Origin of the sequence: Actinomycetospora lemnae, from assembly GCF_028737315.1 — a bacterium.
GTDB classification, from domain to species: domain Bacteria; phylum Actinomycetota; class Actinomycetes; order Mycobacteriales; family Pseudonocardiaceae; genus Actinomycetospora; species Actinomycetospora lemnae.
This window is the reverse complement of the sequence record NZ_JAQZAO010000002.1, coordinates 527,278-540,415: the sequence shown is the minus strand read 5'-3', so window position 1 is coordinate 540,415 and position 13,138 is coordinate 527,278. Positions and strand designations below refer to the sequence as shown.

Here is a 13,138-nt window from a genome sequence, read left to right as displayed (position 1 = left end):
CCGCACCGCTCCCGGTCGCCGCCCCTATCCGGTGCCGCCGTCCCGGAACCGGTACTCGCCCACCGCGTCCCAGGGCCCGCCCCGGTAGCGCCACAGCCCCAGCCCGGTGATCGTCGCCGTCCACGGCCGATGGGTGGCCGCGAGCTCGGCGAGGGTGGCGCGGGCGGTCGCCGGGTCGACCTTGTTCTGCACGGTCACGTGCGCGCGCAGGCGCTGCTGGTCCTGGCGGGTGAGGTCGCCGGCGAAGCGCTGCGCGATCGCCCGGTGCACGTCCCCGAGGCCCGGCGCGTCAACGGGGTGGGCGACGCCGCGGCCCAGCGAGACCGGGGCCTCGATCGTGGCGGTGATCGGCGCCCGGTCGGTGACCTCGTCGAGCACGGCCGCGACCTCGTCCGCCCGCTCCCCGGGCAGCGCGTGGAAGAGCGTCAGGTGCGCGCCGACGACCCGCCGCCCCGCGGGGAACCAGCGCCGGCGCCGGGCGTCGAGCTCGTCCTGGCTCGCCGCGTCGAGGAGGGCGGTGACGACGAGGGGGTCGGTGTCGGTCACCGGCCCGCCCGCCAGCCGTCGGCGTCGTCCCAGGCCTGCAGCGTCCGGGGGCTCGTGAAGCGCCGCTCCTGCCCGGTCCGCGGGTCGGGGAACGCGAGCTCGCGCGCGAGCAGCTGCAGCGGAGCCCGGAAGTCGTCGAGCGGCACGTCGCGCACCTCCGGGTAGAACGGGTCCCCGAGCAGCGGCACGCCGAGCGAGGCCATGTGCACCCGCAGCTGGTGGGTGCGACCGGTGTGCGGCGTGAGCCGGTAGCGCGCCAGCCCGTCGCGGTGCTCGAGCAGCTCGACCAGGGTCTCCGCGTTCGGCTCGCCCGGGACCTCCTGCGCGGTCACGACGCCGCGCTCCTTGACGATGCGGCTGCGCACCACGCGGGGCAGGTCGAGCGCCGGGTCGTGCGGCGCAACGGCCTCGTAGACCTTCGTGACGCGCCGGTCGCGGAAGAGGTTCTGGTAGGTGCCGCGCCGCGACGGGTCGACGACGAACAGCACGAGCCCGGCGGTGACGCGGTCCAGCCGGTGGGCGGGGCTCAGGAACGGCAGGTCCAGCCGGTGGCGCAGCCGGACGAGCGCGGTCTCGCGGACGTGGCGCCCCCGCGGGATCGTCGCGAGGAAGTGGGGCTTGTCGACGACGACGACCTCGTCGTCGCGGTGCACGACCTCGACGTCGAACGGCACCGGCGCCTCGTCGGGCAGGTCGCGGTGGAACCACACCACCGAGCGGGGCACGAACGGCGCGTCCGGGGCCAGCGGCCCGTCGTCGCCGACGATCCGGCCCTCGGCGAGCATCGCGTCGACCCGCGCGGGCGGGACCGGCAGCCGCTCGACGAGGTGGTCGCGCAGCGTCGCCCACGGCCCGTCGTCGGGCATCCGCACCCGCGCGGGGTCCAGCCCGTCCCGGGGCGGGAGCGGGGGGCTGCGGCGGGGCACGCCGTCGAGGTTAGATCAGCGCGGTCGCGAGCCCCGTGGTCACCATGTCCAGCGTGGCCTCCGGCACGGTGCGGTAGCTCGAGCTGCCGCGGTGCCGCCACATGCGGTCGGCGAAGTCCCAGGCCAGGTCACGGGTGCCGGTGACGAGGATGTCGCCGAGGACGTTGCCCGCGCGGTCGAAGAACGATCCGTCGCCGCCGACGTCCGACCACGGGGCGTCGAAGCGGTTGCAGAGCTCGTCCATGTTGCGCTCGAAGATCGTGTTGATCGCGAGGTAGTCGGCGTACTGCTGCTCGACGGTGCCCAGCGGGACGCGGTGGCGCTCCCAGACGTCGAGCAGGGCGAACGCGAGGTCGAAGTTGACGTGCGCGTTGACCCCGGCCGCCGCGAACCGCCACGGCGCCGTGTCCTCCTGGCGCCGGTCGAACAGCACCCGCCAGCACCGCGGCGCCCCGGAACCGCCGCCGGCGTGGGCGACGATCGCGTCGAGGTAGCGGCGGGCGAACGCGATGTCCAGCTCGATGATGAAGTCGCCCGGGCACGTGAAGAGCCCGCCCTGCCGGTAGGCGTCCAGCACGTCGACGGTGATCTGGTGGTAGAGCCGGGTGAAGCAGGCGACGCCGTCCTCGGGACCCTGCGGGGGCAGCTTGGCCGCCCGGTCCGCGATCCGGTCGAGGGCCTTGATCACCTTCTCGACGTCCTCGGGCCGCGGGTCGGAGAGCTTCGCCAGCGCCTTCGCGTTGGCCTGGGGCGACTCAGCCACGGTGACCTCTCTCCGATCCGGTGGGTCGGGCGCGGACGCGCTGGAGCAGCGCCGCGGCCTGGGTGCGGGAGCGGGTGCCGGTCTTGGCGAGCACCCGGGAGACGTGGACCGCGACGGTGCGCTCGCTGATGTAGAGCCGGTGGGCGATCTCGCGGTTCGACAGCCCGTCGGCGAGGACGGCGAGGACCTCGTGCTCGCGGGCGGTCAGGGCGGCGAGCTCGGGGGCCACCGCGCCGCCGGACCCGCCGTGCGCCGTCGTCACCGCCGCGTCGCCGGCGTGGACGATGTCGAGGCGGGCCCGGCGCGCCAGCCGCGCGATCTCGTCGAGGAACGGGCCCGCGCCCATCTCGCTCGCGGTGGCCGCCGCCGCGCGCAGCGCCCGGGCCGCCTCCCCGCGCCGCTCGCCCGTGTCGAGCAGCGCCTCGGCGCGCCGCAGCAGGGCGTAGGCGGCGGGGTAGCGGTTGAGCTGCGCGCTCCACATCTCGGCGACCTGCCCCCACGCCACCGGGTCCGACGCCCCGGCGGCGCGCCCGGTCTCGGCGTGGCACATCCGCACGTAGGCAAGGACGACGCGGCGCAGCGCGGGCACGGTGTGCGGGATGCGTTGCTCGAGGTGGGCGACGTGGCGGGCGAGGCGGTCGAGCGCGGCGCGGTCGGGGGCCATGCCCCGGGCCGCCGCCTCGGCCTCGGCGCGCAGCCCGTGCCAGACCAGCGGCGCGACGAGGAAGACGTCGTCCGGCGTGTGCTCGGCGACGTCGAGACCCCGCGCGACGAGGGCCCGGGCGAGGTCGGGGCGCCCGCGCCACATCTCGACCCCGGCGCGCAGGGTCAGCAGCGGCACCCGGTAGCGCGAGGCCACGGTCCCGCGCCGGGGCGGCGTGCCGGCCCGGCCGTCGGGCGCCTCGCCGTCGCCGCCGCCCGCCGCGAGCAGGTCACCGGCCTCCTCGCCGGTGCCGTCGAGCGCGAGGAGGTCGACGGCGCGCAGGTCCTCGTCGGCCTCGACGAACTCGCCGCGCCCGACCTGCAGGCGGCACCGCGCGAGGCGCACCTCGAGCGCGTCCGCGCCGGTGGGGGAGAGCGCCCAGGCCTCGTCGACGGCGTCGGAGGCCTCCGACCAGCGGCCGAGCCGGAACAGGCCGTTGGCGGCGGTGGCGAGCAGCCGCACGCCCGCGGACCGTGCGAGCCCGAGATCCCGCATGCGCGCCACGCCCTGCCGGGCGATCTCGACGCCCTCGTGCAGCTCGCCCAGCGGGCCGGAGAGGAGGTCCGCCCAGGACTGGTAGGCGCGCCCGACCGCCGCGGCGTCGCCCGAGCGCTCGGCGATCATGAGCCCGTCGGCGACGGCGGCGAGCCCGGCGTCGGGGTTCTCGAGGTAGGCCAGGGCGAAGCCCAGCGTCGCGAGCATCGGCGCCTGCTCGGCCTGCTCGCCGTGCCGGCGCGACACCGCGAGCGCGCGCTCGGCCTCGCGCCGGGCGCCGCGCACGTCCCCGGTGATCAGGAGCGCCTCGGCGTGCGCGGCGTGCACGGCGGCGAGGGCGGGGTCGTCGCCGACGCGCCCCGCGGCCCGCCCGGCGTCGTCCAGCACCGCTACGGCGTCGCCCGTGCGCCCGGCGTCGAGCAGCGAGCGCCCGAGCCGCACCACCGCGGGGAGCTCGGCGGCCCCGGCCGCGGCGGGGTCGGGCACGAGCCGTTGCAGCAGGTCGACCGCGGCGTCGTACTCGCCGGCCAGCCGGGCGGTGTCGGCGGCGCGGGTCAGGAGGTCGCCCGCGTCGGCGTCGGCGTCGGCCGGGGGCAGCGCCGGGGGCCGGTGCCCGGGCAGGACCCGGGCCGACGGCGGGAGGGCGCGGGCGGCGACGAGGGCCAGCGCGGCCATCCACTGCCGGTACGCGGTGCCGAACTCGTGCATCTGCTCGGCGACGGTGGCCGCGTGGACGACGGCGGGCAGCGCCCGCTCGGGGTCGTCGGCGCGGGCCCAGTGGTGGGCGCGCCGCAGCGTCACCGCCGGACCGTGGTCCGGGTCGGACTCGCGGCCGTCGCCGAGGACGGCCTCGTACGCGAGGGCGTAGCGGCGGTGCAGGCCGCGGCGCTCCCCGGGCATCAGCTCGCCGGCCACCACGTCGCGCATGAGCCCGTGCCGCAGCGCGTAGCCGTCGACCTCGGGATCGACGACGACCATCGCCGCCTCCGCGGCCTCGCGCAGCGCCGCGAGCAGGTCGTCCTCGTCGTCGGCGCGGACCACCTCGGCGAGCAGCCGGTGGGGGACCGGCTCCTCGCCGAGCGCGAGGGCGGCGACGACGGTCCGGGCGAGCGGGCGCAGCCCGGACAGCCGGCCCAGCACGAGCCCGCGCAGGCCGGGGGAGAGGCCGTCCGTGGCGCCGTCGGCGACGGCGGCGAGGGTCTCGGCGATGATGAAGGGGTTGCCGCCCGAGCGGCGCCACACGAGCTCGGAGAGCGCCGTGTCCCCGCCGTCGGCCCGCACGATCTCGGTGACGACCGCCCGCGGCAGCGGCCCGAGCTCGATCGCGCGCACCGCCCGGTCGCGGGTGAGCTCGGGGAGCATCCGGCGCAGCGGGTGGGCGGCGTCGAGGGCCTCCGAGCGGGCGGTGGCCACGAGCAGGACGCGCTCGTCGGCCAGGTGCGCGACGAGCGAGACGACCAGCTCGCGGGTGGTGCGGTCGGCCCAGTGGAGGTCGTCGACGACGACGAGCACCGGGACCTCGGCGGCCACCGCCACGAGCACCCGGCGCACGAGCTCGAGCAGGTGCCCGCCCGAGGGCGGCGGCGTCCCCGGCCCGGGGTCCAGGATCGGGGCGAGCTCGTCGCGCCACGGTGCCAGGGCCGCGCGCGCGACCAGCACCGGGGCCGACGCGTCGTCGGGGGCCCGCAGCAGGCGCCGCAGCCCGGTGGCGACCGGCCAGAGCGGCAGCTGCTCGCCGACGTCGACCGCCGCGCCGGCGACGACGACCCCGCCGTCGGCCTCGACGCGGTCGGCGAGGCCGCGGACCAGCCGCGTCTTGCCCGCCCCGGCGTCGCCGGTGAGCACGACGGTCAGCGCACCGTCGGTGCGGGCCCGGTCCCAGCAGCGGGCGAGGACGGCGGCGTCCGCGGCGCGCCAGGGCCCGACCCCGCCGGCGTCGGCGTCGGATCCCCCCTGACCTGGCACGACGGAAGACGCTAGGCCGGACGAAACGACGCCGTCCAGTGGCGTACGCAGGCCCCGTCCTACCTAGTCATTTCTTCTGATGTGCCGCTCACGCGTGATCGGCGAGGCTCTCCCCGAGGGCGGGTCGACGGTCGTCGGGGGACCGGGAGGGAGTCGCTCGGACGTCCTCGCGCTCGCCCCGCCGTCCCCGGCCGGGCGCGCGACGGGAGGGGGAGGCGGGGCAGCGGGCGCCCGGGGGGACGCCGGCCGGGCCCCGCCTCCCCTTTCCGCGTTCGCTGCGGGGGAGCTCAGCCCCAGAGCCGCTCGGTGGCGATCGCGGCGCCCTGGCTCAGCGCCCGGAACTTCTCCCACACCACGCTCGGGTGCACCTCCGGCGAGTAGCTCGCCCGCGAGGAGAACCCGCAGTCCGCGCCGGCGATGACGTTCTCCCGGCCGACCACCGAGGCGTACCAGCCGATCATGTCGGCGATCAGCTCCGGGTGCTCCACGTAGTTCTGCGCGTGACCGAGCAGGCCCGGGATGAGCACCGACCCCTCGGGCAGTGCGAGGTCCTGCCAGATCTTCCACTCGTGCATGTGGCGCGGGTTGGCGACCTCGAAGGAGTAGCCGCCGGCGCGGATGCCGAGCATGTACGGCGCGACCTCGCCCATGCCGATGTCGTGGATCCGCGGGCCGTGGTTGAGGCCGTAGCAGGTGTGCAGCCGGATCTTCTCGGTCGGGATGCCGCGCAGGCTGTGGTTGACGATCTCGGCGTGCTCGCGGGCGGTGCGGTCGCGGTCGGCGGGCTCGAGGGTCGGGTCGGAGAGGATCTCGATCAGCCACGGGTCGTCGACCTGCAGCAGGAACCCCGCGTCGACGATCGCCAGGTACTCCTCGCGCAGCGCCTCGCCGACGGCCTCGTAGTACTCCCGGTCGGTCGCGTAGTACTCGTTGCGTCCGAAGCCGCGGGGCGAGGTCGAGGGCAGGAACGCCTCGACGACGCCGGAGACGCCCGCGAGCGCCTTCTGCAGGTTGGCCAGGTCGGTCTGCAGCTCGTCGTGGCCGGTGTAGCGCACCGGGCCCGTGCAGGCGATCTCGACCATCGGCGCGACCGTCTTCGTGTACTTGCCGAGGTAGCCCTCGTAGTACTCCGGGAACGCGTCGATCTCGACCTGCCACGACGGCGGCAGGAGGCGCTCCCCGGAGTCGGGGGCGAAGCCGTCCAGCCGGCGCTGGATGTAGGTCGCGAAGCTGACCTTGCCCATCTCGCCGTCGGTGACGACGTCGATCCCGGTCTCGCGCTGGCGGGCGACGGCGTCGGCGACCGCCTCGGTGACCTGCCGGGCGAAGAGGTCGGCGTCGTACGGACGGCCGTGCTCCTTCTCCCGCATTGTGTCGAGCAGGGCCTCGGGCCGGGCGAGGCTGCCGACGTGGGTCGTCAGGACACGGTCGGTGCTGCGCTGCATGTCACCGACGCTAGGAGGGCCGCGGGGAGCCGGGCACCACGTCGTTCCGGTGGGGCGAACGCCCCGGCATGCCTCAGCGCCCGGTCGTCAGGGCCACCGTCGCGGGGGGCAGCGGCGGGGGCACCCGGGCGTGCAGCCCCTCCTCGACGCCGGCGGCGAGCGCCAGCAGCCGGCCCTCCGACCACCGCGGTCCGATCAGCGAGAGCCCCACCGGCATCCCGTGCGACATCGCCATCGGGACGCTGGTGCTGGGGTAGCCGGCGGTGGCCGCGGGCCCGGCGGGGCTGACCGAGAAGTGGTCGCCGTTGACGAGGTCGGTGGGCCAGGCGGGGGCGTTGGTGGGCGAGACCAGGGCGTCCACGCCGGCCAGCGCCGTGTCGAGGTCCGCGCGGCTGCGCGACGTCGCGTCGGCACGGGCCGCCCGGTAGCGCGGGTCGGTGACGTCGCCGCGGGTCGCCGCGGCCTGCTCGAAGAGATCCTGCCCGAAGAACGGCATCTCCCGGCCCGCCTGCTCGCGGCCGAACGCGATGAGCTCCTCGAGCGAGCGCGGCCCCGACACCCCCGGCGAGCGCAGGTAGGCACCGAGGTCGTGCGCGATCTCCGTCGTCAGCGCGGCGTTGGCAGCGGCCTTCGCCCGGCTCGCGTTCGGCAGGCCCACGGGCTCGACGAGCTCGGCACCCAGGCTCCGGAGGCGGTCGAGCGCGGCGGCGTACGCGGCGTCGGTCTCCTCGCTCGAGCCCTGGTCCTCGCGCAGGACGCCGAGACGGACGCCGGTGAGCGGGCGGGGCACGACGGTCGGGGTCACCGGGTGCGCGTCGGCCTCGGCGGTCGACGGGTCGGCGGGGTCGGTGCCCGCCACGACCGACAGCACGAGGGCCGCGTCGCGCACCGAGCGCGCGATCGGGCCGACCGTGTCCTGGGCCAGCGAGTACGGCACCACGCCCGTGCGGCTGACCAGCCCGGTCCCGGGCTTGACGCCCACGACGCCGTTCGTGCCCGCCGGGCAGACGATCGAGCCCGACGTCTCCGTGCCGAGCGCGACCGGGACGAGCGCCGCCGCCACCGCGGCCGCCGAGCCGGAGCTCGAGCCGCACGCGGTGCGCGCGGGGTCGTAGGGGTTGCCGGTGGTGGCGCCCGTCGCGCTCCAGCCGCTCGCGGACTGCGACGAGCGGGCTCCCGCCCACGCCGTCATCGTCGTCGTCCCGAGCACGACCGCGCCCGCATCGCGCAGCCGGCGCACGGCCTCGGCCTCGGGCGGGCGGGAGTCGGCCAGCGCCAGCGAGCCCGCGGTCGTCGGCAGGGTCGGGCCGACGCTGGTGTTGCCCTTGACCATCACCGGGATGCCCTCGAGCGGCCCGACTCGTCCGGCGGCGCGGCGGGCGTCGCTGGCGGCGGCCTGGTCGCGGACCGTGGGATCGACGGCCATGACCGCGTGGATGCCGGGGTCGACGGCGCGGACGCGGTCCAGCGAGGAGGCGGTGAGCGCGGCCGCGGTCAGCCGGCCGCGCGCCATCGCGTCCTGCAGCGTGGCGAGGTCGGCGGTCTGGAGGTCGAGGCTCGCCGGTGCGGTCCCGGCGGGTGGTGTCTCCGCCGCAGCCGGGGTGCTCGGTGGGGGTCCGGCCTGGCCCCCGGTGGCCACCGGACGGTCGGCGCAGCCCGCGACCAGGGTCGCGAGCAGGGCGAGGACGGCGAGGAGGAGGCGCATCAGGGGTGGGGGTGTCCGTGGGTCCCGGCGGTGGTGTGGGGGTCGGTGGCGTCGTCGGTCACGTCGGTGGCGGTGCCGGAGGCGAGCCCGGTGCCCACGGCGGTGAGGTCGGGGACGGGCCGGCGGGCCCGGCGCCGGCGCACGACGTCGGCGAGGCCGAGGGCGGCGGCCGCGAGGACGCAGGCGAGCACCACGGCGAGCCCCGCGGCGAGCGCCGTGCCGAACTGCTGGCCGGACGCCGCGAGCACCGCGAAGAACACCGTCGCGACCAGCGCGATGCCGATCGACGAGCCGATGCGCTGCGCGGTCTGCTGCATCCCGCCTGCGGTGCCGCCCTGGTCGGTGGGCACGCGCTGGAGGGTCAGCGCCTGGTTCGGGGTGATCACGAGGCCGCTGCCGATGCCGGCGACGAGCAGCGGCAGGGCGGTGAGCAGGCCGGTGGACGGGTCGGTGCGCACCCGGACGACCAGCAGGGTCGCGAGGATCCCGAGGGCCATCACGAGCGTGCCGGCCAGCACCAGCGGGCGCCCGACCCGCGCGACCACGCGCCCGCCCCACGCCGCCGCGACCGCGGACCCGACGGCGTAGGGCATCGTCGCGAGCCCCGCGAGCAGGGCGGAGTAGCCCAGGCCCTGCTGCAGGTAGACCGTGAGCACGAAGAAGATCGCGGTGGAGCCCGCCATGTAGAGGGTGCCGAGCGCGGTGCCGAGGACGTAGCCGGGACTGCGCAGCACCCGCTCGTTGAGCAGCGGGTCGTGACCGCGCCGGGCGTAGCGCCGCTCCCAGGCGACGAAGCCGACACCGACCACGAGGCCGACCGCGAGCGTCCACCAGGGCGCGGCGGCCGGGTCGCGCTCGGCGAGCACCACCGGCAGGAGCACCCCGAGCACCGCGACGCCCAGGAGGACCGCCCCGATCGGGTCGAGGGAGGTGCGGGTGCGCTGGTCGGGTGCCGGGTCGGCGGGCAGGAGACGGGGCGCGAGCGCGAGGGCCGCCGCCGCGAGCGGGAGGTTGACGAGGAAGACCCAGCGCCAGCCCTCGCCCGGCCCGCCGGCGGCGATGAGCAGCCCGCCCAGCAGGGGCCCGATCGCCGTCGACGAGGCGTTGACCGCACCGAAGACGCCGAACGCCGTGCCGCGCTCGGTCCCGCGGAACATCTGCTGGATGAGGCCGAGCAGCTGCGGGTTGACCAGACCACCCGCGAGCCCCTGGACCAGGCGGGCGACCACGAGCCACGTCGCGTCCTGGGCGAGCCCGGCCGCGAGGCTCGCGAGGGCGAAGAGCACGAGGCCGGCGACGAGCACCCGCTTGCGGCCCCGGCCGTCGCCGAGCCGTCCGGCGGGGACGAGGGCGAGGCCGAACGTCAGCGTGTAGCCGGCGACGATCCAGGACAGGTCCGCCGGGCTCGCGCCCAGACCGTCCTGGAAGGCGGGCAGGGCGACGTTCACGATGCTGACGTCGACGAAGATCATGACACCGGCGAGCATGCAGACCGCGAGGGCCCGCCAGCGTCCGGGGACGGGTGTCCCGTCGTCGGTGCGCTGGTGATCCGTCGCGGGCACGGGGCCGTGGCTACCCGTGCCCGCGACGCGTCATGTCCCGGCGTGTCGCATCACCGAGGTGGTGGCGATCCTGGCGACCGGTGCCAGCGTGGACGCCAGGCTGGTAAGCCCGCTCAGCTCCGGGCGCGCTCCAGGTCGGCGGAGACGCGGGCGGCCGCGCGGCGCACGCCCTGGACGACGGCGGGCTTGCGGGGCCCGAGGATGCGCGAGGTCGGCGCGACCACCGACAGGGCGGCCACCGGGTGCGGCCGCCCGCCGCGGGTCAGCGTGATCGGCGCGGCGATCGACGACCAGCCGGGCTCGAACTCCTCGCGGGCCGTGGCGTAGCCCTGTTCCCGGGTCGAAGCGAGGATCTGGCGGTAGCGCAGCGGGTCGACCACCGTGAACGGGGTGTAGCGCTGCAGGCCCCGCTCGAGGATCGCGGTGACCAGCGCCGGGTCCGCGGCGGCCAGCACCCGGCCGGCGCTGGACGAGTGCGCCGGGTTGCGGCGGTGCTCGCTGCGGAAGCGGACGTTCATGGTCGCGGCCTCGGCGCGCTCGACGTAGAGCACGTCGGTGCCGACGACCACGCCGAGCTGGATCGTCTCGCGCAGCAGCTCGCGCAGCTCGCCCATCGCGGGCAGGGCGACGTCGCGCAGCATCAGCCGGTCGACGGCGAGCTGGCCGTACTCGAACAGCCGCAGGCCCAGGCGGTAGCGCCCCGAGCCGGTGCGCTCGAGCAGACCACCGGTGGCCAGCGCGGCGAGCATCCGGCACGCGGTGCTCTTGGCGATGCCGAGCCGGGTGGCGACGCGCGTGGCGCCGAGCTCGGCCTCGTCGGCGAAGCAGTCGAGCACCGCGACGGCCGTGGCCACCGACCGCAGCGGCGAGTCCTCCTCGCCGACGCCACCGGCGGCGTCGAGGTCGAGCGGGGGGAGGGACAGGACGGTCATCGACTCACGACTCCCCGATCTCTTCCCACCGCGGGAACTCGTCCGGCGGCGGCACGTTCACCTCGGTGACCCGGTTGCGGTACGACACGAAGGCGGTGCGGCAGCCCTCACGCATCTTGACCCGGATCTCCTCGGTGTTCAGCGGCTCGCCCGGGTCGTAGCCGTGGGCCCACGTGGCGAACGCCCGCATCGGCCCGGAGTGCGTCGCGGCGAGGATGCGGCGGTGGCTGACCGAGCCGTCGGGCTGCGTCGACTCCGTGATCAACCGGTGGAACCCCCGCCAGAAGCGGCGCACGCACATCGCCGGCGGCTCGAAGTACATCATCGGGATCGTCAGCCACTCCTGGATCGGGTCCGCCCCGCCCAGCTGCGTGCGGTAGAAGCGGTCGATCTCGACGAGCCAGCGGGGCCGGTCGCCGACGGCGAGGCGCTCGAGGGTCTCGTTGGTGGCCTGGTACTGCCGGAACGCCGAGGTGACGTCGCGCAGCCCGTCCGGGGTCCACACCCCGAAGTTGCGCAGCTCCGGGATCGGCTCCTTCTCGGTGACCTCGGCGTCGATGCCCCACATCTGGAGGCCGTCGGTGACGCCGTTGTAGAGCTGGTCGGCGGTCTGGCGGGCGCGGTTGGTGTCGGCGCAGACGAGGCGCACGCGGTCGCCGTGGTCGAAGCGCCGGGCCAGCTCGTGGCCCCGGCGGTGGGCCTGCCAGCCGCCCATGGGCGTGAGGCCCGCGTCGGTGGAGTAGCCCTGGGTGATGCCGTGCCGGATGATCGAGATCTCGCAGACGATCTTCTCGGACGCCCGGCGCTCCATGGGCGCCGCGACCTCCTTGCCGCGGCTCGCCTCGGCCAGCGCCGGTGTGAAGGTCCGGCCCTCGTACTCGACGGTCTCCGCCGGGGCGGCCCCGCGCTCGCGGAAGCGGCGCAGGTACAGCGGCGTGCCGTCACCCTCGGGCGGGGCCTCGGGTGCGGCCGGCGCGGCCGCGGCGCTGGCGCGGTCGGAGGTGGGCGCGTTGTCCCCGCCCCGGCGCGAGCGGTACCGGGACAGGTAGTCGGGGGCCTCGTACCGGTGCACCGAGCGGGCGTCGGGCCGGTCCTGGGACGCGGAGCGCAGCGGAGCCGGACCCCGTTGCTCAGTGCCGGTCACGAGTGCACCGTGAAGAAGCGCTCGTTGACCTGGCGGTGGTAGTAGAAGATGGCGCGCCCCATCTCCTCCTCGGTCCAGGTGATCGGCTCGAAGTCGGGGTCCACCCAGTAGCCGCCGGTGAAGAGCTCGTTGCGGTTGCCGGCCGGGTCGAAGAAGTAGGTCGTGTAGCCGCGGGTGACGCCGTGGCGCGTGGGGGCGACGTCGATCGTCACGCCGTGGTACGCGAGCGCGTCGGCGGCCTCGCGGATGCCGTTCCAGTCGTCCATCCAGAACGCGAAGTGGTGCAGCGCCCCGTTCGGCCCGGTGATGACGGCGATGTCGTGCGGGGTGTGGGAGTGCTCGAGGAACGTCGCGAGCTGGTGGCCGTCGTTGGCGAGGATCTGCTCGGTGAGCCGGAACTCGAGCAGCTCGGTGAAGAACGCCGTGAACGCCTCGACGTCCTCGGCCATGACGAACAGGTGGTCCAGGCGCGGCGGCGCGATGCCGATGAGGTCCTGGGGCCGGGGCGGCGGGTTCGTCCGCGGCAGCATGTTGCCGATGCGCTCGGTGCCGTGCGTCAGCTCCACGAGGTGGCCCGACGGCGCGTCGAAGCGGATCGCCTCGCCCCACCCCGGGCCGAGCTCGCGGGCGGCGAAGCGCTTGACCGGCACGCCGGCCGCCTCGAGCTTCGTCGTGAAGTGGTCGAGGTCGCCGGCCTCGTTGAGCTTGAACGACATGTGGTCGAGGCCGTAGGTGGGGGCCTCGCGCAGGATCACCGAGTGGTGCTCGCGCTCGTCCCAGCACTTGAGGAACACCCGCGGGGCGCCGTCCCTCTCGTCGCGCGCGGTCTCCACGAGGCCCAGGACCTCGGTGTAGTAGGCGGTCGCGAGCTCCAGGTCGGGGACCCGGACCTCGACGTGCTGCAGCCGGATGATCCGGTCGGAGGTGGTGGCCACGGTCGACGCTCCTTCGA

10 protein-coding genes are annotated in these 13,138 nt (G+C 76.0%); all 10 read right to left on the bottom strand.

Features of this window, described 5'->3' with window-relative positions; translation table 11 throughout:
- Positions 1-24 precede the first annotated feature (24 nt).
- Positions 25-546: a 2'-5' RNA ligase family protein gene (locus PGB27_RS06260; protein ID WP_274199475.1), complete on the bottom strand. Its 522-nt coding sequence runs from the start codon at positions 544-546 to the stop codon at positions 25-27.
- The gene (locus PGB27_RS06255; RefSeq protein WP_274199630.1) at positions 543-1,412 is read right to left on the bottom strand and encodes an RluA family pseudouridine synthase; all 870 of its coding nucleotides are present in this window, start codon (positions 1,410-1,412) and stop codon (positions 543-545) included. Before PGB27_RS06255 ends, PGB27_RS06260 begins: the two co-directional genes overlap by 4 nt.
- Positions 1,413-1,482: 70 nt before the next feature.
- The gene (locus PGB27_RS06250; protein ID WP_274199474.1) at positions 1,483-2,235 is read right to left on the bottom strand and encodes a DUF5995 family protein; all 753 of its coding nucleotides are present in this window, start codon (positions 2,233-2,235) and stop codon (positions 1,483-1,485) included.
- Positions 2,228-5,398 (bottom strand): helix-turn-helix transcriptional regulator, encoded by a 3,171-nt coding sequence (locus tag PGB27_RS06245; RefSeq protein WP_274199473.1) that lies wholly within the window; start codon positions 5,396-5,398, stop codon positions 2,228-2,230. The genes PGB27_RS06250 and PGB27_RS06245 overlap by 8 nt, the downstream gene beginning before the upstream one ends.
- Before the next feature lie 287 nt (positions 5,399-5,685).
- Positions 5,686-6,843, bottom strand: a complete 1,158-nt coding sequence (locus PGB27_RS06240) for a cobalamin-independent methionine synthase II family protein (RefSeq protein WP_274199472.1) — start codon at positions 6,841-6,843, stop codon at positions 5,686-5,688.
- Between the two features lie 73 nt (positions 6,844-6,916).
- Positions 6,917-8,548: an amidase family protein gene (locus PGB27_RS06235; RefSeq protein WP_274199471.1), complete on the bottom strand. Its 1,632-nt coding sequence runs from the start codon at positions 8,546-8,548 to the stop codon at positions 6,917-6,919.
- Positions 8,548-10,110: an MFS transporter gene (locus PGB27_RS06230; RefSeq protein ID WP_274199470.1), complete on the bottom strand. Its 1,563-nt coding sequence runs from the start codon at positions 10,108-10,110 to the stop codon at positions 8,548-8,550. The genes PGB27_RS06235 and PGB27_RS06230 overlap by 1 nt, the downstream gene beginning before the upstream one ends.
- A 113-nt stretch (positions 10,111-10,223) precedes the next feature.
- Positions 10,224-11,042, bottom strand: coding sequence for an IclR family transcriptional regulator (locus PGB27_RS06225; RefSeq protein WP_274199469.1), 819 nt, complete (start codon positions 11,040-11,042; stop codon positions 10,224-10,226).
- Positions 11,043-11,046: 4 nt separating this feature from the next.
- Positions 11,047-12,186 (bottom strand): histidine phosphatase family protein, encoded by a 1,140-nt coding sequence (locus tag PGB27_RS06220; protein ID WP_274199468.1) that lies wholly within the window; start codon positions 12,184-12,186, stop codon positions 11,047-11,049.
- Positions 12,183-13,121, bottom strand: coding sequence for a catechol 2,3-dioxygenase (locus tag PGB27_RS06215; protein WP_274199467.1), 939 nt, complete (start codon positions 13,119-13,121; stop codon positions 12,183-12,185). Before PGB27_RS06215 ends, PGB27_RS06220 begins: the two co-directional genes overlap by 4 nt.
- Positions 13,122-13,138: the final 17 nt, after the last annotated feature.

Bases quoted from the DNA above. Each gene is read 5' to 3' on its own strand.
- PGB27_RS06255 (WP_274199630.1), bottom strand. From the start codon at position 1,412: ATGCCCGACGACGGGCCGTGGGCGACGCTGCGCGACCACCTCGTCGAG.
- PGB27_RS06240 (WP_274199472.1), bottom strand. From the start codon at position 6,843: ATGCAGCGCAGCACCGACCGTGTCCTGACGACCCACGTCGGCAGCCTC.
- PGB27_RS06235 (WP_274199471.1), bottom strand. From the start codon at position 8,548: ATGCGCCTCCTCCTCGCCGTCCTCGCCCTGCTCGCGACCCTGGTCGCG.
- PGB27_RS06225 (WP_274199469.1), bottom strand. From the start codon at position 11,042: ATGACCGTCCTGTCCCTCCCCCCGCTCGACCTCGACGCCGCCGGTGGC.